Consider the following 19,955-nt stretch of genomic DNA (forward strand, 5'->3'; position numbering starts at 1 on the left):
ATAGGAAAAAAGTTCCCTGATTTAAAGCAATTTTTCCGAATAAATTTTGCACATTCTAAGAAATTATGCAAGAATAATAGTAACTATCTGAATTTTATAATAAGAGAGGAGTCTCATTATGAAGACTTACAAGCTTACTGCATTTGAACAGGACGGGGAAAAGATATTGGATGAAGCATTCCAGGCAGCTTCTGATGACGAAGCTAAAAGTGTGGGAGAAAATCTCCTTAAGGAAAAAGGGCTGGATGAGAAAACTCACCGCTGCACCTCTCCTGCGGGCAAGCTGATACTGTTTCATAGATAGGAAGAAAAGTGGAAGCACCTTGCCCACGAAGGAACGCAGACAAAAAGCGCCACCTCCTCCCAAAAGCTGCCGCTTTCGGTCGTGCGATGTATCGCTGCCGCAGCTTTCCTTGTCCTATGGCAACGTCTGCATGACCCCCATCATGGGGGCCTCAAGCACAAGACGAGCTTGTGACCTCAAGGGGTTAGGCGCTGGAGCTGGACAGTTATCTGAATTCAATGATGTACATTCTGATAAGAAAAGCAAAGGGCTCAGCTCTTTGCTTTTCTTCTATCAATCTTTATTTCCCCTTAAATACAGGCTTTCTTTTCTCAATAAAGGCCTGGATACCTTCTTTGTGATCCTCTGTTTGCCGCATTTTATGCTGGCCAAGCTTTTCGAGCTCAAGCACTTTTAGCAGGAGCGGCCGGTTTTTATCAGCAAGAATTTTCTTTGTCTTAATCATTGCTTCTGTCGGTCTGTTCAACCATTGGCTTAATTTTGCATCAACTGCTGTGCTTAAATCTGCTTCTGCTATTTCGTGAATCAGCCCCATTTGCAGAGCTTCATCTGCAGTCAGCACTTTTCCTTCCCAGATTAAATGCTTCGCTTTATCTTCTCCAATGCGCTGCTGCAGGAAGAAGTGAGCCCCACCGTCAGGAATTAAGCCGATTCCAATAAAATTCATGGCAAGCTTGCTGTTCCTGTCTGCCAATATATAATCAGTGGCAAGGGCCAGGCTAAGTCCCAAACCGGCAGCTGCCCCTGTTACAGCACTGATGGTCAGCTTCGGCATGCTATAAAGAGTTACAGCCAGCTCGCTGATGCAATCCATCACATCCGGGAAATCGCTTTCATTCGTTTCCAAAAGCATTGTTTTTATATCTCCGCCTGAGGAAAATGCGCGGCCCCTTCCTTTCAATACAACAATATCAATCTCATCCATTTGGCCAATATCTTTCATAGCAGCCAGGAGCCCTTTCAGCATTTCCACATTCAATGCGTTCAATGATTCCGGCCTGTTCATTTCAACCGTCGCCACACGCCCATCAAACTGCACGCTGACAGTCTCGGTTACAAAATCTGTTGTCAAAATCTTTCCCCTCCTTTAAATGCTTCTTTTATTATAAAGAGTATAATTATATTTAAAAAGTGTTTTGTCTAAAAATTTTTAATTTTGTCACTTATTGTCCACTTCATCGATACGCTCTCTCTATTAAACCATTTGGCTAAGTTATGAACTATTTTAATGATATTAAAAAAACAGCATCCCCAAAAAGATGCTGTAAATGACCCATTTTTACTTTGCATGACCTGTATATTCTTTTTGGACCTGCTCTCTTAAAGCCATTTTGAGGAATTTTCCTACAGAGGTTTTTGGTATTTCCTCAAAGAAAAGTATTTCATCCGGAAGCCACCATTTTGCAAATTGCGGCTTCAGGAAATCATAAAGCTCCTCTTTTGTGGTCTGCCCTTTAAATGGCTCTTTCAGAACAACGCATGCCACCGGCCTCTCCTGCCATTGCTCATGCGGGACAGCAACAACCGCTGCTTCAAATACCGATTCATGAGCCATTAAGGCATTTTCGATATCAACGGAAGAAATCCACTCTCCTCCGCTTTTAATTAAATCTTTGGTCCGGTCAACGATTTTCATAAATCCTTCTTCATCAATGGTAACCACATCTCCTGTGTAGAGCCAGCCATCTCGGAATGCTTCATTGGTCCTTTCATCTTTATAATATTCAGAAGCGATCCATGGCCCTCTTATAGCGAGTTCCCCCATTTCCTTTCCGTCCCATGCTGCTTCCCCATCCTTGCCGGCAATCTTCATTTCCAGCCCAGGTACAAGAATGCCCTGTTTGGCTTTTATATCCAGCCTCTCTTCTGCTGATAGCTCTTCCTGATAGCTTTTTAAAGTCGAAATAACAACAAGCGGGCTTGTTTCAGTCATTCCATAGGCATGCATGAATGGAATTTTGTGCTTTTGCTCGAAGGCTTTAATCATGCCTTTTGGCGCTGCCGAACCTCCACATAGCACCGATCGGAGTGAGCTCATATCATATTTATTTTCATCAAGTTCCTTTAATAATCCGAGCCAGATTGTCGGCACTCCGGCTGTTATGGTAACTTTCTCAGATTGAATAAGCTCTGCCAGAAGTTTAGGTGTAAAATATGGCCCCGGCAATACAAGCGTGGTTCCAAACCAGACAGCAGCAAACGGCAGCCCCCATGCGTTTACATGGAACATCGGCACTACCGGAAGAGCGATATCCTTCTCGCTTACCGCTGCACTGTCTGCCATCCCAAGTGCCATACTGTGAAGGACAATCCCCCTATGGGAATAGACGACCCCTTTAGGGTTGCCTGTAGTTGCTGAGGTATAGCACATTCCCGCTGCCGAATTTTCATCCAGATCATCAGGAAATTCATAGGCACCGCTTGCTTCATTGATAAGCTTTTCATAGTGGAAAACCGGCGAAAGAGAAGTCTCAGGCAGTTCTTCTTCATCTGTCATAATGATGAACGCCTTGACCGTCTTCAATTTATCCTTAACCTTCTCAATTAGCGGGACAATGTCAGGGTCGATCAGCAGGACTTTATCTTCGGCATGGTTAATAATATATGTAATATGCTGAGGTGACAGACGGATATTAATCGTGTGGAGAACGGCTCCGCTGCATGGGATGGCGAAATAAGCCTCCAGGTGGCGATGATGGTTCCATGCAAGTGTTCCGACCTTATCCCCTCTTTCCACTCCCAGCTTTTGCAGGCTTTCTGCCAGCTTCCTGGTCCTTTCTGCTATCTCCTTATATGTCAATCTCTGAATTCCGCCGGCCGTTCTTGATACGACCGTTTTCTTTGGAAAATACTTTTCTGCCCGCCTGATCATTTGCGTCATAGTCAAAGGTGTCTGCATCATCATTACAATTCCCCCTTTTTAGAAAACGCTTACATTTAGAGTCATAGAAATCTATGATCTTTTACCTATTCATTCTCTTTATTTTCAGGAATTCCTTTAATGTTTTTCTAAATTTTCCAAAATATTTTCATAAAAAAATCCCCGCCTATTCGGCTAGGGATTCATGTTTATTAAATAACTCTTTTAATATTTTCAATTTCTCTTCTGTATAATGTTCAAAACTGTCATTATACGATTTTGGATCCTTCGGGTTTGCAAAATGAGTGATTTTTCCTGTCTCAGGATCAATGAACTTACTGGAAGCCCCGCATCCAAGCCCGATAATTGTCTGCTGTTCTTCCATAATCATAATGTTATAAATGCTTTCCTGGTTTGGAAGGGCATAACCGACATTTTCAAGATTGCCGAGAATATTCTTCTGGCGGTAGAGATAATAAGGATGGTAATTATGCACTTTCGTCCAATCCTCAGCCATGTCCATCATTTTTTCAATCTCTTCACGATCGGCAACTTTATATTTTTGCTTGTTCTTTGTCATTTCCGAAGCTCGTTTAAAGGATAAAGTATGAACAGTCAGGGATTCCGGCATTAGTTTCTCTGTTTCACCCAGAGTATGCGCAAATTCCAGAACACCTTCTCCAGGCAATCCAATGATCAAATCCATATTGATATTGTTCATGCCCATATTACGGGCCAAATGGAATTTATCTACGGTTTCTTCTACTGTGTGGTGACGGCCAATTGCTTTCAAGGTCTCCTGAATATAGGACTGAGGATTGATGCTGATACGGTCAATATTCCATTTTTTAAGCACTTCAAGCTTTTCAGGTGTAATCGTATCCGGACGGCCTGCTTCCACAGTGACCTCCCGAATGTTTTCTACATCTGGAAAAGATTCATACATTTCCTCATAAAGCATATCCATCTCTTCTGCCGTAATGCTTGTCGGGGTCCCTCCGCCATAATAGACAGTGGTGATTTTCACATTATTTTCTTTCAGCCAATCACCAATTTTGCGCATTTCAAAATGAAGGCCGCCAAGAAATGAGTTAACAGAACCCTGCCTGCCATTAATTGCATAGGCAGGAAAAGTACAATACGCGCACTTTGTCGGGCAGAACGGAATGCCAATATATATGCTTACCTCATTTTTCAAGTCATAAAGATCCGGCACAACAGCAAGCTGCCGGTCTACAATATTCTGCATAAGCTGAATTTTTTCATCTGTAATCAAGTACTCTTCCTTCAGCTGCTGATGAGCTTCCTGGAGAGGTGTCTGATTCTGCATGGCACGGTGAAGCAATTTTGTGGGACGTACTCCGGTCAGGATACCCCACTTCTGGGTAATGCCAGTCCAGTCCTGCAAAACAGTCAGGTATACATGTGATACTGCATTCTTCACTTGTCTGAAAGTCTCTTTGTCAGACTCAGCCGGAACAAATTCCTTTTCAAAATTGGCTGTAAGGTTCCTGTTGTCTTTATCAGTAAGCTCTGCAATGGCTTTAATGCGTTCTCCCTGCTCAAGCTGAAAAGAAATGGTCAGATCTGCTGCAGCATTCTCACCCAACACCACTTCACATTCTTCAAAAAAGAGGTTCCCGATCAGCCGAAGCGGCCGATGGAACCGTTCATCCTGTATGCCTAAAATTGAAATGTTCAAATCTATCACCTTTTTTTAGAAATTATAATAAAATCTGCCGGTGTTTCATCTCACTGACGGCAGCTGCAGAGTCTTTATTATTCATGTTGACAAACTCCTTTTAGTGTACAGAAATGGGGAAACAAGGTCAATATCAGGGAAGTGAATCCTATTGGTACACTTTATTTAATTCACTCTTTTTCTATCTATCTCTTTATCCAATGCCCTAAATCAAAAAGAGAGCCAATCTGCCTGATCGGACTCTCTTTCATTCATTTTATTTTAGCAGATTCATTTTCTTCAGGAAATCGATTGGATGCTGTTTGCGGAAATGTTCTTTAACCATGTAGCTTACGCCGCTCTGGTCATTGGATCGTGTCAGCCAGTCTGCTGCTTTTTTAACTTCTGCCGGGGCATTGCCCATCGCCACACCCAGACCGGCGGCTTCAATCATTTCCAGATCATCTCCAGAATCTCCTATTACGACCATTTGATTTCTGGAAATTCCAAGGTGCTCGCATAAATAGAGCAAACCATTCAGCTTTGAAACTCCGGCAGGAACAATGTCCATCCTCAGATCATTCAGTTTAATGACTTCCACATTTTCAAACATGCCCCAAATGGCTGTCTTAGCATCCTCAAGGTCTTCTTTATCTTCAAAGTACACTTCAATTTTTGGCGGTGTGACCGGCTCATCTAAAATGGTGTCACTTAATGAATCCACAAACTGCTGGGAATAAAAAATGGGATCGCCGGTTGTAAAAACAGTTTTAGCAAGCATATTGGTATTGAGCTTCGTTTTGTTGGCAAGGGAATATTTTTCGTGCACCAGCCTGATTTGACAGGTAAAGCCTTCAAGCAGGCGCACGATTTCAAACGTTTCATCTTCCTGAATCCTTTTTACAAAAATCGGCTTTTCCTGGGAAGCTGCAATATATGCACCCCTGTGTGTGACCAGCAAAGAATTGATTTTCAATGCTTTAGCCACTTTTTTCGCGGATGGAAAGCTTCTGGACGTAACAAGTGTTACATAGATCCCTTTTTGCTGCACATATTCAATCGCTTCTTTTGTTGATTTATGAAGTCTTCCATTTGATTGGAGTAATGTTCCGTCTATGTTTAAAGCAAGCATTCTGTATATCATCCAATTTGCCCCCTATTCTCGGTGTAAAATTGTCCTATTACACTTTTATGAAGAGAAGGACTGGAATAGAACATGACATGGACAATGCAGAAATTTTTTATAGCTTATCTGTGTTAGTGAAGGCGTTTATCTGTTTTCATAGATCAATTGATTTGAAGAATTATAAATTAGTCATTTACAATTTGAGTGCTCCGTATTAAGATGGAGTCAATAAAAACTGCATATCTTATTTTGCACTAGGGGAGCTTTTTGGCTGAGAAGAACAATCCGTTCTGACTCTTATCACCCGATCTGGATAATACCAGCGTGGGGAAGTGCAGGTGAACGGCTATCATTTCTAGTGTATTGATATCATTCAACTGCATTTCCTTATGGGAATGCAGTTTTTTATTTTCATTAGGCTCTTTTCGTATAAATTGTTGTTTTTGGCCTATTAATGCTGTCCGTTGATTTCCGCTCCAGGCTGCTCGCTTTCCGCGGGGCGAGCGGTGAGCCTCCTCGACGCTTCGCGTCTGCGGGGTCTCACCTGTCCAGCTACTCCCGCAGGACGTTGAATAAGCTTCCCTGAAAAAGCACCGCACGAAGAAAATGCGAGAGCATTTTCGAGGATCTCGCACCTTCCGCTCCAATCAACTCAGTAAATAAGATACAAAAAGCAACAAACTTTGCGAAAATAGCCTTTCATTAAAACTAAAATAGGAGGATGGCAAAATGCAGGAAAATTTTTTATGTGGAACTAGTGAAATTACAGGGTGCAGGTTTTCAATTTACCCAATGACTGACAGGTTTGCGGAGGTTATTTTGTCAGCTCTAAAAGAAGTGGACACGAGCAAGGTATGGATGGAAACAGATGATGTGAGCACCTGTGTGCGAGGCAGGTCCATTCATGTTTTCGATGTGGTTAAAGCTATTTATCTTGAAACAGTTAAGCATGGAGACCATGTAGTGTTTAACGGGACTTTTTCAAATGGATGTCCCGGTGATACTGCGGGCGATGCTTATCTTGCTGAAAATGAGGAACGGGCGAATGAAGAATCAGCAGCAGGAATCAGCCAGGAAGTCGCTGTCCAGTTCGCCCTTTATCCGATGGGTATTCCTGATTACATGAACGTCATTATGGACCAGGTCGAGCTCGCAAAGAATCGGGAAACTTTTACTAAAGGAGTGCATTATGCTTCAAGACTGGATGGAGATGCACACGCTGTGTTTAAAACACTTGAGGATGCTTTTGAAAACTGCAAGAAAAGCGATTCTACGCATATTGTTATGACGGTGAATATGTCAGCCAATAGTCCTTCCAAAAAGGGGGCTGAGTAATATGCTCGACAAGTGGAAGCTTCGTGAGGTCATTGTCCTGTCTGTACTCGCAGTTGTGTTTGCAGTTGTTTACCTGGTGTTCATGCACTTTGGCAACGTGCTGTATGGAATGTTCGGCTTAATTGGCTATGATTTGATTTTTGGTATTTGGTTTATTGTTTCAATCATCGCAGCGTACATAATCAGAAAGCCCGGAGCAGCCTTTTTATCGGAAACCATCGCTGCAGCCATTGAAGTCATGATCGGCAACGCAGTTGGTCCCCGCCTGATTCTGTCAGGCATGATTCAGGGGATTGGAGCGGAAGCTGTTTTTGCTGCCACGAAATGGAAGAATTACCGGACATGGGTGTTAATTGCTGCAGGCATGGGCTCTTCTGTTACTAGTTTTATTTGGGGCTATTTCATTTCCGGCTATGCGGCCCTCTCACCCGGTTATGTAACGGCAATGTTTTTTGTGAGGCTGATCAGCGGTGCTTTGCTAGCCGGATTGCTAGGGAAATGGCTGAGCGAGAGCCTTGCGAAAACCGGGGCATTGAACAGCTTTCCAATTGGAAAAGAGCTGAAAAGGGGAAAACCGGAAAATGGAATTACAGGATAACCGGCATATATTAATAACTGAACAGCTTTCCTTCAGGTATGAAGATGTGAAAAAACCTATTTTAAAAGATATGCAATTCAGCCTTTATCCAGGCGAAGCAGTTCTATTGCTGGGCCCAAGCGGCTCGGGAAAAAGCACACTTGCTTTCTGCTTAAATAAATTGTATCCGGAGGCCGTTGATGGCAAATTGGACGGGACCATTTCATTCAAGGGAAAGACGCTGGAGGAATTCGGTCCTGGTGAAATTAATCAGCACATTGGCATTGTTTTTCAGGACCCTGAAAGCCAATTTTGCATGACCACAGTCGAGGATGAGCTGGCATTTGGGCTTGAGAATTTGAAAACACCTCCTGAAGAAATAGAGAGTAAGATTGATGAAGCATTGGAGCTTGTTCATCTTTTGCCATATAAACATTCCTTAATCCACACCCTTTCCGGGGGCCAAAAGCAAAAGCTTGCACTGGCATGTGTTTTATCATTAAAACCGGATATCCTGATTTTGGACGAACCGACAGCAAATCTGGACCCTGCTTCAAGCTATGAACTTACCCGCATCATCAAAGAGCTTAAAGAGAACCAGGCATTTTCCCTTCTAATAATTGAGCACAGGCTGGATGATTGGATTGATTTGACCGACCGCTGTGTGGTGCTAAACCGGGATGGCGAAATTTTATTTAATGGAAGCACCGCAGAATGCTTTAATCAATATGCAGAAGAACTTCTGCATGAGGGCATCTGGCTGCCAAGCACGGTTAAAGCCGGACTATCAGGAAAAAAAGCTGGTATTTACAAAGGGGAAAAACTCCCATTAACTGATCGGGAATTAATCGCCGGATTTGCAAATCCCTTTAGCGCACTTCAGAATTTAGACAATCGGAAGAACAAACACCAAGCTGTTGAAGAGCAGATCATCCTATCAGCAGAGAACCTATCTTTTAATAAAGCTGGTAAGGACTTGCTAAGAAATATTAGTTTTTCAGTAAAAAAAGGCGAATTTGTGGCAATTGCCGGTTCAAACGGATCAGGAAAAACAACGCTTTCCAGACTGCTGGCTGGTCTATATACCCCTTCCAAAGGCAACATTCTTTTTTATGACCGCCCTCTTTCCCAATGGAAGGAGCAGGAGTTAAGACAGAAATCAGGTTACGTTTTTCAAAATCCCGAACACCAATTTATTGCTGATTCTGTCTTTGATGAAATTGCTTTTAGTCTAAAGATACAGCAGATTCCTGATGCCGATATTCAAAAAACAGTTCAGGCTGCTCTTCTTCAAGTGGACTTGCTCCAGTACGCTGACATGCATCCTTTTTCCTTAAGCCAGGGGCAAAAGCGGCGGCTTAGTGTCGCATCAATGCTTGTGAATGACCAGGAACTGCTCCTCCTTGATGAGCCAACCTTTGGACAGGATGCCAGGACGTCCGGGGAGCTTATGAAGCTATTGGAAACAAAAATTCAATGCGGAGGTTCCGTGGTGATGATCACCCATGACATGGAAATCCTCCATTCCTATGCGAACAAAGTGATTGTTCTTTCAGAAGGAGAGAAGATTTACGAGGGTTTGCCTGATGCATTATGGAAGAAAGATGAGATTATGAAGATTGCTTCGCTAAAGGTTCCTTACATAGAAAAACTCAGGAACGATATAGGGTCCATGGCAGGGAGGAAAAAGCTTGTTCTTACATGAATTTAACCCAAGCATTAAAGCATTCACTGTGATAGTCTGTGTGTTAATTCTATCGGTTTTCTTTGATCCCGTTACACCTTTTCTGACCTTAGTGATGACTGCAGCAGCCACCTTTATTTTTGGAAGAGTTTCATTCAAAAGATGGATTCTGCTTTTCTCGCCATTTATCTTCATGGCTGCAATATCTATTTGGTCAGCTTTAATTTTTTCTAAAACGATTGAAGGAGAAACCATATTATGGACATGGGGGATCTTCACATTGACTGAGGAGGGCTTTTTGCGCGCCCTCTCCCTTGGAATGAGGGTATTAAGCTTTACCTCTCTGTCCCTTCTGTTCATTTTAACTACAAAGCCGACAGAATTTCTGCTCAGTTTAATGCAGCAATGCCGGCTCCCTCCAAAGCTTGCATATGGAATTATGGCAGGCTACCGGTTTCTGCCATTAATGAAAGAAGAATTTGAGATTATACGAAGCGCCCACCGGATTAGGGGAGTACCCAAAGCCGGGACATTTCCGGAAAAAATGACTGAGCTTAAGAGATATACAGTTCCTCTCCTTGCCGGAGCGATCCGTAAAGCTGAGAGAACGGCCATGGCAATGGAATCAAAAGGGTTTACCGGAGATAAAAATCGGGATTTTTATCATAAAATCTCGGTTTCCTGGAAAGATTGGGCTTATTTTACCTTCTTTATAGGGGCAGTACTGGCTAGTGCCTATATTTCATGGCTTTTCGGGTTTTTAAAGCTTTATAATGGCGTACTTTAACAGGCTATTCTTGGTTTCTGTACGGATAGCACCTTTTTATGTCGGATGGAGCAATTTTATGTACGCATAAAATTTTTTCTGTAAGTACAGCTCCAATTCATGTGCGGAAAGCGGCTAAGAGCCATACCCGCCTTTTTCACACACGAAAAATACCATAAAATACCACAAGTAACTATGAATAAATCTTAATTACTCTCCTAAAGCTATAATTGTAACAATCAAGAAAACTACACCAAGGAGATGATTTACATGGCAAGAAACAGCAATTCTAATCAGCTTTTAGTATCAGGAGTCAGTCAGGCAATTGATCAAATGAAGTATGAAATTGCAACAGAATTCGGTGTGAACCTTGGCCCGGAAACATCTTCAAGAGCAAATGGATCAGTAGGCGGGGAAATTACGAAGCGCCTTGTGCAAATGGCTGAGCAGCAGCTTGGCGGAGCACGCTAGTCCAAAAACGAAATCATAGTAAAATAAAATGCCGCTTCCAGCTAATCCCGGAAGCGGTTTTTCACCCTATTTAAGCATATTCAATATATCATCCACTGCCTCAAAAAGAGATAACGCCTGAATATCTGCACTTGTTGGATCAGAGCCGATAAAAACAGTTTTACAGCCTGCCTTCTTACCCGCCTCAATGTCCCGTTCATGATCGCCTACCATAATGCTTTTAGTTAGATCAAGATTGTGCCTTCCAGCCAAATCCACCAGCATGCCTGCATTTGGCTTGCGGCATTCACAGCCTGCTTTCGGCTTATGAGGGCAATAGGCGACCTCTTTAATATGTCCCCCTTTTACTGAGACAAGCTCCTGCAGCCTTTCATGAATTCTCTTTAGCTCCCTTTCTTTCAAAAAACCGAGTCCCACGCCACCCTGATTGGTCACAACGAAAATTTCATAACCGGCTTTGGTCAGTTCTGCCACAGCTTCTGCTGCCCCTTCCAGTAAATATAACTGCTCAGGCTTGTTAACGAATTTTACCCTGTCTGATAGAACCTCGTTCAAAACGCCGTCCCGGTCCAAAAAAATGGCTTTTTTCAATGTGCTGCCCCTTTCATTAAATCGATATCTATCATAAAGGTACCCAAACCTTGTTCAGTTTAATATCGGAAGATGCTTTTTTCGTATAAAAAACTCCCGGATCAATTTCCGAGAGTTTTCTCATGGTATTATTCAGCTGCACCATAAAGGTCTTCAAGAGGCTTCATGATGATTTTGTTCATTTCTGCAATCATCATGCTCATGCGCTGTTCTGCTTCCATAAGCTTTGAAATCTGGGCGTGCTGCTGTACAAGCGCGACTGTCTTTTGAGCCTGTTCTACTTCTTCCTGTGTAATATCCTGGCCCATCATTTGTTTTTGCTGAAGTTCCATCTGGATTTTGCGGAAGTTATCAAACATTGCTTTTGAAGACGGATCTGCATTCACATCATCATATGCCTGCTTTAGAGCCTTATATTCATCGCTTTCCCGCACTGCTTTTTCTAATTCATAGGCTGAGTCATATAAATTTACTGCCATTAAAAACACTCCTTCCGATTCTTGTTCAAAATGGACAATTCACTCTCCGTTTCGAACATCCACTACACTATAACAAACTATGACAGTAAACGCGAGGCGATACCCTTTAATTAATCAATATAGCAATGATTCCCTGTACGAGACCAATAATACCCCCAAGCAGAAAACCTAAATTTGTAATCATGGCTAACTCGCTTTTGATGATGGAAAAGACCATATCTTCTAATCTTTCAACCGAAAAATTGCTGACCTGTTCACGAACAATTTCTGCCAGACGAAGCCGTTCCATAACCATTTCTGTCTTTCCTGAAAGCCAATCAGAAAGCATCTGAACACTTTTAGGAGCAAGCTCTTCTATCAGTACTGTTCTATAAGGGTTCATAAAAGATGAGATAGGCTTTTTAAATACATTTTCCAGATTAATGACTCTGTGTGCAATATTCTTTAATACTGAAAGAATCTGTTCCTTTTCGAGCTGCTCTTCAATAACTGCAGCTTCCATCTCAAGGATTTTACGCCACTCTTTTTGTAAAAGGGTTGTAATCAGGTCGGCCGTACCCTCATTACTTAAAAACCTAACAATTTCCGGCTGAATTTTATCCGCAAGATTAATGTTGCCCATGAACATCTGCAGCATATTGCTGAGCACGCCGCTGCGTTCACGAACAAAATCATCAGCCATTCTTTGTATCCTCATTTTGCCTTCAGTGCTGGAGAAATAATCAACCCCCTTTTGAAGGATCATTGAACTGATAGCCGGAATTTTTTCATCTGCTTTATCCAACAGGCCCTGAGGAATAACATTTTTAAGAGGCAGGCCTCGATATTCACTTATAATCTTTTCATATTTCTGCTCAATTAATAAGTTTATGCGGTACTCCGTTTTCGATTGGCCATCCGTGATTCCAAACGCTGCAAGAATGTCCTCTGCTGATTTTTCTGATTGCAGGATAGTTTCCATCTCTTTCTGAACAATCCCGGTCATATCATGCAAAAATTGATCATTGATGAACTTTTTCTTAATGCTTTCCGGTGTCAGAAGATGATTAACAACCAGCTTTCCCATCTGATCAGCCATTTCATCTCTTCGTTTAGGAATCAGCCCAGGGGTAAATGGAACCTTCCATTTACCTATGTACACGGCATTATAAGGTTTAAAGAGCATTTTAATAGCCAGGTAGTTAGTAAACCCGCCAATGAGAGCCCCAATTATCATCATTAATATTATTGTCATTGCAATTTCCATAGATATCTCTACCTTCCTTAAGTTACAGGCGCCTCTTGACGCACCATTTAATTGCCCAGAACATACGATATGGTATCAGCTTTTGCCTATTTTTTCATTATACAGTGAAAACTTCATCAATGGGAGTTTTGCACATTCTGCGGAATAAATTCAGCATTCAATTTGCAAACTGCATGAGGTTGTTCAAAATAGGCTCAAATAAAGATAAGCAAATGAGGAATGATCATGACAGTTTCTTTATTGCCTATTACGATTGTTCCGGTAAAAATGTTTCAGGAAAATCAATTTCGCATTCAACTTAGCCATTCTCTCGTACATTACTGGAATATTGATTTGCAAAAGCCCCATTTGCTGCGGATCGGCATGCATGCCATTCAGGTAACCATCGAAGGAGCAAACATTACAAAAGATGAAATTATGTTCTGTGAAGGGCTTTTTCAGGAATGCTGCCTGCCAATGGAAGATCTCCATTTTGTCGCCAGTTACTCCAGAAAGGACTTTACTATTACTGCCGGGCCGGTTATTGGACTGATGACGGATTTTAATGAAAGTGGCGAAGAGCCTGATTTCCGATCAATTCATTCTTTTTGCGAAGAATTGCATGAAGTTGTTTCCGGCCTGCGCGGATATTTCTATGTATTTCATTTTCGCGACTGCATTGAAGGAAAGCTGCAGGGTTATTGCCTGCGTGAGGGAAAATGGATAAAACGTCCCGTTCCTTTGCCTGGTGTGATTTATAACCGGATCCACTCCCGGATGCTTGAAGCAAGTTCTGCTTTTCAATCATTTAAAAATAACTTGATAAACTTTAACATCCCAATGTTTAATGACCGTTTCTTATCGAAAAAGGAAGTTCATAACCTCCTCTTTTCTGAGGACCATATGCATCCCTATCTGCCTGATACAGCCATTGCAGATGAACAAACCATCAAGGAAATGCTGGCCAGACACAGGTTAATATTCCTTAAGCCCATACATGGCAGCCAAGGACGGAATATTATCAGACTTAGTATACAGGACGAAGAAATCATGACAGAAGTATCGACCGGAAACGGCAGGGAAAATACGCTCACATTCAAAAATTATGACCGTTTTGCACAATGGTTCAAGCAGTACCAAAAGAAAACAATTTTTCTGGCACAGCAGGCCATACCTCTGCAAACTTATAAGAACAGGCAGCTTGATTTCCGCGTGCTCTGCCATAAAAACTTTCAGGATATCTGGAGGGCCACTTCTGCAGTGGCAAGGATTTCTGCCGAGCAGCAATTTGTTTCCAATATTGCAAGAGGCGGGGAAATTATGAAGCCCCTAAGAATCTTCACGATGCACTCTGATCAGAAAACAGCGGTTCAGCAGCTGGCGTTATTGAAGGAGCTTGCAGTTGAAACAGCAACCATCATCAGTCAGAAATGCGAAGGCCTTGTTGGAGAACTCGGAATTGATATTGGATTGGACTCTAATGGAAAACTCTGGATCATTGAAGTGAATTCTAAACCCTCCAAGAACTTTGAAGACAAAGAAAAAAGAATAAGACCCTCTGCCAAGGCACTGATCGAATATGCAACGGCTTTATCATTTATCCAAAAAGGAGGACTACAAAATGCTTTCATTCGGAATCATGACTTTAAACAAACGGAGTGAACAGCCATACTTTACGGAATTGGCGAAGAGAGCTAATGAATATAACATTAATTGCTTCAGGTTTGTGCCTACAGATATCAATCCTGTTTCAGAAAGGATTGCAGGTGATTCCTATAACCCTTCTTCAGGGGAGTGGGAGCCGGCAGAATTTCCAGTGCCGGAGATTCTTTATGATCGCTGTTTTTACAGAAATGACTCCCGCTCGAAACAATGTATATCCATCGTGAATTGGCTAAAGGCAAGAAATGACATCCAATTCCTTGGCTACGGATTGCCTAATAAGCTTGAATTATATGAAATTCTCTCCTGTTCAAACATATCACCTTATTTGCTGAAGACGGCTCCATTTACCGGAGCTGACAGTTTCATAAACAGCCTCATTACTAATCAGCCCTGCATTTTAAAACCGGCAAGCGGGTCACAGGGACATGGAATCTATTATATTGAGAAAACGGGCAAAGATATTCTGGTTAAAACAGATAAAAGGAATGCCCAGGTTTCACGCAGCTTTGAAACTGAAGAAAAGGCAGCTGGATGGCTGAATAAATTGACCGCAAAACAGCAATACCTCATCCAGCCATATGTGAATCTATCAAACAAGGACGGTCAGCCCTTTGATATAAGAATATTGCTTCAAAAGGACAGGAATGGTGCCTGGAAGGAGCTGGGCCGGGGCATTCGCACAGGCAGAAAAGGAGGCATCGTCTCCAACTTAAGCGCTGGCGGCAGCAATATTTCTTTTAAGGAGTGGGTCACTCAATACCCACCTTCATTAAAGAGTTTTCTTTCCGATGAGCTTTATGACATTATCGATACACTTCCTGCTGCACTTGAACGAAAGCTTCCCCCGCTATTTGAGATGGGAATCGATATCGGAGTGGAAACTAACGGCTCTATTTGGATTCTGGATATTAACTCAAAGCCAGGAAGGAAAACCATCCTGAACAGCCAGCCTGAGAAGGAGGAAGAGTTATATACCGCTCCCCTTCTCTATGCCAAATTCCTGGCAGCCAATAAGGAAATGGAAAGGAGAACGAATCATGAGAAAACAATATCAAATTGAAATTTCCGATTCCGCCTCCAAAACAGTTTATATTCCAAATGAGCTGAACCTTCATACTCATTTGACGAAACTGGCATTTGGCACTCATTCGGCAGATTCTTCTTTCTTACTCCAGAAGACAAAGAAGAACTCCATCATCATAAGTAAAGATGTTGCCGAAGCACTGTATTTCCCTGATCTCAAGATTCCTCTGCATGCATTTGCCAATAAGGGTACTCTGTACCTCGGCCCGCTCGTAGGTATCTTCACATCAGGATTCACCTCTTTTCCTTTAAGGCCGGTTGGGGATCGAACCCTATTTTTTGCCAAACTGCTTTCGGTCAAAAAAACGGTAGGTGCCATTCCGTTTTTATTCGGTGACCAGCAAATTAACTGGGAAAAAGAAACCATCCATGGGCTTTTTTATCATGAGGAAGGCTGGGAAACCTTTGAAGTCCCTTTTCCGAATGTTGTTTATGATCGGCTTCCCAACCGAAGAAGTGAAAGAAGGAATGAGCTGAAGGAAGTTCGCGCCCGCCTTCAGAAAGACTATTTAATTCCCTGGTATAATCCTGGATTCTTTAATAAATTAGATGTTTATGAAAGACTGCAGAACGATGATAATATTAGTCATTACCTGCCTGAAACCCACCCTTTTTCTTCTTTTTCTGTAATTGAAAGAATGCTGGCTGATTATGGCCATGTTTTCCTGAAGCCTATTAATGGAAGCCTTGGGCTTGGGATTCATCAAATTATTTATGATAAAAGGGATGGGAATTATTATTGCCGATATAGAGTTCGGGACGAAAATCGGCTGAGAAGGTTTAACACTTTGGAAAATTTAATGCGGAATGTTTTTGCAGGACGAAGTTTAAGCCGGATGCTTGTTCAGCAGGGAATTCATTTGCTCCGTCATGAACAGAGAGCGATTGATTTCAGGGTTCATACCAATAAAGATGAGAATGGGGAATGGAAAGTTACCGCCGCAGCGGCAAAAATGGCGGGACCCGGCAGTGTTACAACTCATGTGAAAAGCGGAGGTGAAATCAAAGTCCTTGAAGAAGTATTTGAATCGGATGCAGAAAAAAAAGAGGCAATGTCGAAGTTAAGTGAGGCGGCACTTAATATCAGCAAGGCACTGGAACGGAACATGGAAGGTATCATCGGTGAAATCGGCTTTGACTTTGGATTGGACCGAAATGGCCAGGTATGGCTGTTTGAAGCAAATTCAAAGCCCGGAAGATCCATATTCAAACACCCTCAGCTCAGGGAGTTCGACTTTCTTACCCGCAAGCTATCACTTTCATTCGCCGTTTTCCTTGCCGAAGCATCTATTATGAAGCCTCAGGAAATTGTGAGATGAAGGTTTATTATGACTGGGCCAGCAGGACCTGGTTCGGCAGCAGCAGTTGTACCCTTGGAAGCAGCCAACACCCTTTAAACATTATTAGCCCGCAGGCGGCACGAGATTCGCTTTCCTTTTCATTATCCTTGCGGAACGGTAATGCCGGACCGGTGATTGGCATTCTTGCCGGAAAAGGAAAGGATCAGGCTATTGCCGGCAATGGTCCTTTATTTAAGGCCCTCCAGAATAGCATATTGCAAAAGAGCGGGGTTTCCTATGTATTTACCCCAGAGAACCTGAAGGATAATTCCGTGAACGGCTATATTTATATTCCCAGTCAGGATAAGTGGATTGAAGCCATGTGTCCTCTTCCGCATCTTGTCTACAACAGGGTGCCATTCCGGAAACTTGAAAAAACAGAAGCCTTTCATAAAGCAAGCCGTTTTTTTAACGAGCAGGCTATTCCACTTTTCAATCCTGGCTTTCTTGATAAATTCGACATTTACCAGCTATTAAAAGACCATCCGCCATTAAAGGATTATATTCCTGAAACCATTCTTGTCACCGGACCAAAGCCTCTAAAGGAATTTATCCACAGATATAATAATATCTACTTAAAGCTGGCAAACGGTTCCAAAGGCAAAGGAATATACCAATTAATCCGGCTGGAAAAAAGCATCACATTAAACGGTCTGCACGATTCATTCAGTTACGCTGATTTTGAACATTTCTGGTGCCAATGGGAAACTCACCTGATGGATAAACCTTATTTAGCACAGAAAGCGATCAGCCCTGCCAAATTAGAAGGCAAGCGGTTTGATTTTAGAATCTTAGCCCATTTCAGCCGAGGCAGCTATTCGGTTACAGGGATTGGCATTAGGCAGTCTCAGGACCAGGACATTACAACCCACATCCCGAATGGCGGGGTGATGATTCCATATGAAAGTCTCCGCACAAAAGAACATGATGCGTTTATTCATACTGCAGCATCGGAGGCAGGAAAAATTCTTGAGAAAACGAAAGGTTTTCATGGAGAATACTCTATTGATGCTGGATTAACTGATCAGGGCAACTATGTGATTTATGAAATAAATTCAAAGCCGATGAGTTTTGATGAAACCTGGATAGAAGAAAAAAGAATTGAAGAACTGACCCGCTTATTTCTCTCATTGTCCGGGTTCTAGAATGCTACTAAAAATAGCCGTGCACCCACAGCGTGCACGGCTATTTTTATGCGATTTTTTTACAAGTGTCCCTGACAAAGAATTAATAAGTCGTTACAGGGCTTTTCGCTGTCTTAACCCGATTTTTTTTAGAGGCACTTCCGGCAAAAGATTTAAACTGGTCTTTAAGCTTTTGGCGTGAATCCGGGTTTCTCATTAAATAAGCTGCTCCAAGGGCCATGGCTGACATCATAAATTTATTGTTTCTTTTCATCCTTTTTGCCTCCTTTTAATGTTAAAATGTTTCTACATCTGTTCCATTCCCTTTTTCAGGAACGTTAAACGGGATATTACAACATCTGGAGGAATCCTAATGCTGACACACTTTCAATTCAAACCTTTATATGAAAACAAACAATTGCCGGGATGGACATTTTCTTTTTACTTCAAAAAGCAAAAAGTTACCGGCATCTATCATCCAGACGGAAAAATTGAATGGACATCCGGAGATCGTGCCGGACAGGAGGAGGACCTGAAATCCCAAATTCATGAATTGATGTTATTTCATGTGTATGAATAAGCATTTTTCACAAAGTTTGTTGCTTTTTGCAGATATAATGAGTTGATTGTAGCGGAAGGTGCGAGATCCTCGAAAATGCTCTCGCATTTTCTTCGTGCGGTGCTTTTTCAGGGAAGCTTATTCAACGTCCTGTGGGAGTAGCGGGACAGGTGAGACCCCGCAGACGCGCAGCGCCGAGGAGGCTCACCGCACGCCCCGCGGTTCGCTGAGCAGCCTGGAGCGGAAATCATCGGGCAGCATTAATAGGTCAAAAACAGCAATTTATACGAAAAAAAGCCAGGAATAAGAAAAAAATTAGAGAAATCATGCATGACGATAAAGCTCTTTTGGAAAAATAATCCCGCCAAGATATTACATCTAAAGGAGCGATTTACACATGGATAAAAAACGCAGGGGTTCAGAGGACGTCCATTATGAAGGCAGGGACAAAGCTTATATGGATATAGACAGGATCATAAACGAGGGTCTTTCCGGAGGCTCCGTCCATGGGCGCGGCGGTGATGTTAATATCGAACAAGCCAGGGAACTGCATGAGGAAGAACCTCCATATGAGGCTGAGTAAAAATAAGAGGCACCTGAATTCAGGTGCCTTTTATAGAGATTAAATTGAATTTATTGTGCTGTTAGATAACTATCTAGCTCCAGGCGCCGAAAAGTGGGCGCCTGGAGCTTTTCTGGTTATCTGCTTTTTACAATCATATTCACAGCTTCCTGGATTGCATCCTCCGCATTTTTGCCTTCATTGTTTGCTTCACGGATGCATGTCTCCAGGTTTTTAGCTACAATATATCCCATTGCACGGTCAACAGCAGAACGGACAGCAGATAATTGTGTAACAACATCCTTGCAGTGTTTTTCTTCTTCCATCATTCGGATCACACCCCGAACCTGGCCTTCCAGCCTTTTCAAGCGGTTTTTCATTTCAGGTGTATATTCCATGAGTCTCACTCCTCACACTCTCAATTCCCTTTATAGAAACATTCACAGATTAAGTTAATTTTTTCAATTAAATTATAACTGCTATAATATAAGAAACACAAAAAATTATCAAACCAAAGGGTAAA

The 19,955-nt window shown here is 42.3% G+C and carries 21 protein-coding genes and 1 riboswitch; of the genes, 12 read left to right on the forward strand and 9 right to left on the reverse strand.

The genetic code is table 11. From position 1 onward, the window contains the following. The first annotated feature begins 118 nt into the window (after positions 1–118). Positions 119–304 carry a YhzD family protein gene (locus CE058_RS13370; protein ID WP_048010724.1) on the forward strand — a complete coding sequence of 62 codons (186 nt, stop codon included), beginning with the start codon at positions 119–121 and terminating at the stop codon, positions 302–304. Positions 305–584: 280 nt separating this feature from the next. Here CE058_RS13370 and CE058_RS13375 read toward each other — a convergent pair whose 3' ends face one another. The 4 genes from CE058_RS13375 to CE058_RS13390 form a co-directional block, all read right to left on the reverse strand. Next, positions 585–1,376, reverse strand: a complete 792-nt coding sequence (locus CE058_RS13375; protein ID WP_048010725.1) for an enoyl-CoA hydratase — start codon at positions 1,374–1,376, stop codon at positions 585–587. Between the two features lie 207 nt (positions 1,377–1,583). Continuing rightward, positions 1,584–3,209 (reverse strand): long-chain fatty acid--CoA ligase, encoded by a 1,626-nt coding sequence (locus CE058_RS13380; protein WP_163143288.1) that lies wholly within the window; start codon positions 3,207–3,209, stop codon positions 1,584–1,586. Between the two features lie 142 nt (positions 3,210–3,351). Then, positions 3,352–4,866, reverse strand: coding sequence for a coproporphyrinogen III oxidase (locus CE058_RS13385; protein ID WP_163143291.1), 1,515 nt, complete (start codon positions 4,864–4,866; stop codon positions 3,352–3,354). A 256-nt stretch (positions 4,867–5,122) separates the two neighbouring features. Beyond that, on the reverse strand, positions 5,123–5,989 hold the full coding sequence (locus CE058_RS13390) for a Cof-type HAD-IIB family hydrolase (RefSeq protein ID WP_076262444.1): 867 nt from the start codon (positions 5,987–5,989) through the stop codon (positions 5,123–5,125). 228 nt (positions 5,990–6,217) lie between these two features. Beyond that, positions 6,218–6,319: riboswitch (TPP riboswitch) on the forward strand. Positions 6,320–6,700: 381 nt separating this feature from the next. On the opposite strand from CE058_RS13390, the gene CE058_RS13395 reads away from it, so the two are divergent. The 5 genes from CE058_RS13395 (at position 6,701) to CE058_RS13415 (ending at position 10,804) form a co-directional block, all read left to right on the forward strand. Beyond that, positions 6,701–7,306 carry a YkoF family thiamine/hydroxymethylpyrimidine-binding protein gene (locus tag CE058_RS13395; protein WP_048010730.1) on the forward strand — a complete coding sequence of 202 codons (606 nt, stop codon included), beginning with the start codon at positions 6,701–6,703 and terminating at the stop codon, positions 7,304–7,306. Between the two features lies 1 nt (position 7,307). Then, entirely contained in the window at positions 7,308–7,904 is a 597-nt protein-coding gene (locus CE058_RS13400; protein WP_048010731.1) for an ECF transporter S component, read from the forward strand. Next, the gene (locus CE058_RS13405) at positions 7,888–9,588 is read left to right on the forward strand and encodes an ABC transporter ATP-binding protein (protein ID WP_163143294.1); all 1,701 of its coding nucleotides are present in this window, start codon (positions 7,888–7,890) and stop codon (positions 9,586–9,588) included. The genes CE058_RS13400 and CE058_RS13405 overlap by 17 nt, the downstream gene beginning before the upstream one ends. Further along, positions 9,575–10,354 carry an energy-coupling factor transporter transmembrane component T family protein gene (locus CE058_RS13410; RefSeq protein WP_163143297.1) on the forward strand — a complete coding sequence of 260 codons (780 nt, stop codon included), beginning with the start codon at positions 9,575–9,577 and terminating at the stop codon, positions 10,352–10,354. Before CE058_RS13405 ends, CE058_RS13410 begins: the two co-directional genes overlap by 14 nt. A gap of 249 nt (positions 10,355–10,603) precedes the next feature. Further along, positions 10,604–10,804 (forward strand): alpha/beta-type small acid-soluble spore protein, encoded by a 201-nt coding sequence (locus CE058_RS13415; protein ID WP_009331452.1) that lies wholly within the window; start codon positions 10,604–10,606, stop codon positions 10,802–10,804. Positions 10,805–10,870: 66 nt separating this feature from the next. Here the strand turns inward: CE058_RS13415 and CE058_RS13420 are convergent, their stop codons facing one another. The 3 genes from CE058_RS13420 to CE058_RS13430 form a co-directional block, all read right to left on the reverse strand. Then, the gene (locus CE058_RS13420; RefSeq protein WP_048010734.1) at positions 10,871–11,395 is read right to left on the reverse strand and encodes a D-glycero-alpha-D-manno-heptose-1,7-bisphosphate 7-phosphatase; all 525 of its coding nucleotides are present in this window, start codon (positions 11,393–11,395) and stop codon (positions 10,871–10,873) included. 128 nt (positions 11,396–11,523) lie between these two features. Further along, entirely contained in the window at positions 11,524–11,874 is a 351-nt protein-coding gene (locus CE058_RS13425; protein WP_048010735.1) for a YlbF/YmcA family competence regulator, read from the reverse strand. Positions 11,875–11,980: 106 nt separating this feature from the next. After that, the gene (locus tag CE058_RS13430; RefSeq protein WP_048010736.1) at positions 11,981–13,120 is read right to left on the reverse strand and encodes a DUF445 domain-containing protein; all 1,140 of its coding nucleotides are present in this window, start codon (positions 13,118–13,120) and stop codon (positions 11,981–11,983) included. 225 nt (positions 13,121–13,345) lie between these two features. Here CE058_RS13430 and CE058_RS13435 point away from each other — a divergent pair, with 225 nt between their 5' ends. From CE058_RS13435 to CE058_RS13450, 4 genes are read left to right on the forward strand one after another with little or no spacing between them, the layout of a single operon-like run. After that, a complete protein-coding gene (locus CE058_RS13435) occupies positions 13,346–14,761 on the forward strand; it encodes a YheC/YheD family endospore coat-associated protein (RefSeq protein WP_163143300.1) in 1,416 nt (471 codons plus the stop codon). Continuing rightward, positions 14,721–15,824, forward strand: coding sequence for a YheC/YheD family endospore coat-associated protein (locus CE058_RS13440; protein ID WP_163143303.1), 1,104 nt, complete (start codon positions 14,721–14,723; stop codon positions 15,822–15,824). The genes CE058_RS13435 and CE058_RS13440 overlap by 41 nt, the downstream gene beginning before the upstream one ends. Then, the gene (locus CE058_RS13445) at positions 15,802–17,166 is read left to right on the forward strand and encodes a YheC/YheD family endospore coat-associated protein (RefSeq protein ID WP_048010739.1); all 1,365 of its coding nucleotides are present in this window, start codon (positions 15,802–15,804) and stop codon (positions 17,164–17,166) included. The genes CE058_RS13440 and CE058_RS13445 overlap by 23 nt, the downstream gene beginning before the upstream one ends. Then, positions 17,163–18,332, forward strand: coding sequence for a YheC/YheD family endospore coat-associated protein (locus CE058_RS13450; protein ID WP_163143306.1), 1,170 nt, complete (start codon positions 17,163–17,165; stop codon positions 18,330–18,332). The genes CE058_RS13445 and CE058_RS13450 overlap by 4 nt, the downstream gene beginning before the upstream one ends. 82 nt (positions 18,333–18,414) lie before the next feature. On the opposite strand, the gene CE058_RS24775 is transcribed toward CE058_RS13450, so the two are convergent. Continuing rightward, positions 18,415–18,585 (reverse strand): hypothetical protein, encoded by a 171-nt coding sequence (locus CE058_RS24775; protein WP_197087733.1) that lies wholly within the window; start codon positions 18,583–18,585, stop codon positions 18,415–18,417. Between the two features lie 99 nt (positions 18,586–18,684). Here CE058_RS24775 and CE058_RS13455 point away from each other — a divergent pair, with 99 nt between their 5' ends. Continuing rightward, positions 18,685–18,891, forward strand: a complete 207-nt coding sequence (locus tag CE058_RS13455; protein ID WP_048010741.1) for a YheE family protein — start codon at positions 18,685–18,687, stop codon at positions 18,889–18,891. A 376-nt stretch (positions 18,892–19,267) separates the two neighbouring features. Then, positions 19,268–19,453, forward strand: coding sequence for a hypothetical protein (locus CE058_RS13460; protein ID WP_048012083.1), 186 nt, complete (start codon positions 19,268–19,270; stop codon positions 19,451–19,453). A gap of 116 nt (positions 19,454–19,569) precedes the next feature. Here the strand turns inward: CE058_RS13460 and CE058_RS13465 are convergent, their stop codons facing one another. Then, on the reverse strand, positions 19,570–19,830 hold the full coding sequence (locus tag CE058_RS13465) for a metal-sensitive transcriptional regulator (RefSeq protein ID WP_035326844.1): 261 nt from the start codon (positions 19,828–19,830) through the stop codon (positions 19,570–19,572). Positions 19,831–19,955 lie beyond the last annotated feature (125 nt).

It is taken from the genome of Bacillus sp. 22-7 (genome assembly GCF_010628845.1).
In the GTDB taxonomy this organism is placed as follows: domain Bacteria; phylum Bacillota; class Bacilli; order Bacillales; family Cytobacillaceae; genus Cytobacillus; species Cytobacillus firmus_B.

Coding starts and splice junctions, on each gene's coding strand:
- CE058_RS13460 (WP_048012083.1), top strand. CDS start 19,268: ATGGATAAAAAACGCAGGGGTTCAGAGGACGTCCATTATGAAGGCAGG.
- CE058_RS24775 (WP_197087733.1), bottom strand. CDS start 18,585: ATGAAAAGAAACAATAAATTTATGATGTCAGCCATGGCCCTTGGAGCA.
- CE058_RS13395 (WP_048010730.1), top strand. CDS start 6,701: ATGCAGGAAAATTTTTTATGTGGAACTAGTGAAATTACAGGGTGCAGG.
- CE058_RS13370 (WP_048010724.1), top strand. CDS start 119: ATGAAGACTTACAAGCTTACTGCATTTGAACAGGACGGGGAAAAGATA.
- CE058_RS13440 (WP_163143303.1), top strand. CDS start 14,721: ATGCTTTCATTCGGAATCATGACTTTAAACAAACGGAGTGAACAGCCA.
- CE058_RS13430 (WP_048010736.1), bottom strand. CDS start 13,120: ATGGAAATTGCAATGACAATAATATTAATGATGATAATTGGGGCTCTC.
- CE058_RS13400 (WP_048010731.1), top strand. CDS start 7,308: ATGCTCGACAAGTGGAAGCTTCGTGAGGTCATTGTCCTGTCTGTACTC.
- CE058_RS13380 (WP_163143288.1), bottom strand. CDS start 3,209: ATGATGATGCAGACACCTTTGACTATGACGCAAATGATCAGGCGGGCA.
- CE058_RS13465 (WP_035326844.1), bottom strand. CDS start 19,830: ATGGAATATACACCTGAAATGAAAAACCGCTTGAAAAGGCTGGAAGGC.
- CE058_RS13425 (WP_048010735.1), bottom strand. CDS start 11,874: ATGGCAGTAAATTTATATGACTCAGCCTATGAATTAGAAAAAGCAGTG.
- CE058_RS13445 (WP_048010739.1), top strand. CDS start 15,802: ATGAGAAAACAATATCAAATTGAAATTTCCGATTCCGCCTCCAAAACA.
- CE058_RS13405 (WP_163143294.1), top strand. CDS start 7,888: ATGGAATTACAGGATAACCGGCATATATTAATAACTGAACAGCTTTCC.
- CE058_RS13455 (WP_048010741.1), top strand. CDS start 18,685: ATGCTGACACACTTTCAATTCAAACCTTTATATGAAAACAAACAATTG.
- CE058_RS13415 (WP_009331452.1), top strand. CDS start 10,604: ATGGCAAGAAACAGCAATTCTAATCAGCTTTTAGTATCAGGAGTCAGT.
- CE058_RS13450 (WP_163143306.1), top strand. CDS start 17,163: ATGAAGGTTTATTATGACTGGGCCAGCAGGACCTGGTTCGGCAGCAGC.
- CE058_RS13435 (WP_163143300.1), top strand. CDS start 13,346: ATGACAGTTTCTTTATTGCCTATTACGATTGTTCCGGTAAAAATGTTT.
- CE058_RS13390 (WP_076262444.1), bottom strand. CDS start 5,989: ATGATATACAGAATGCTTGCTTTAAACATAGACGGAACATTACTCCAA.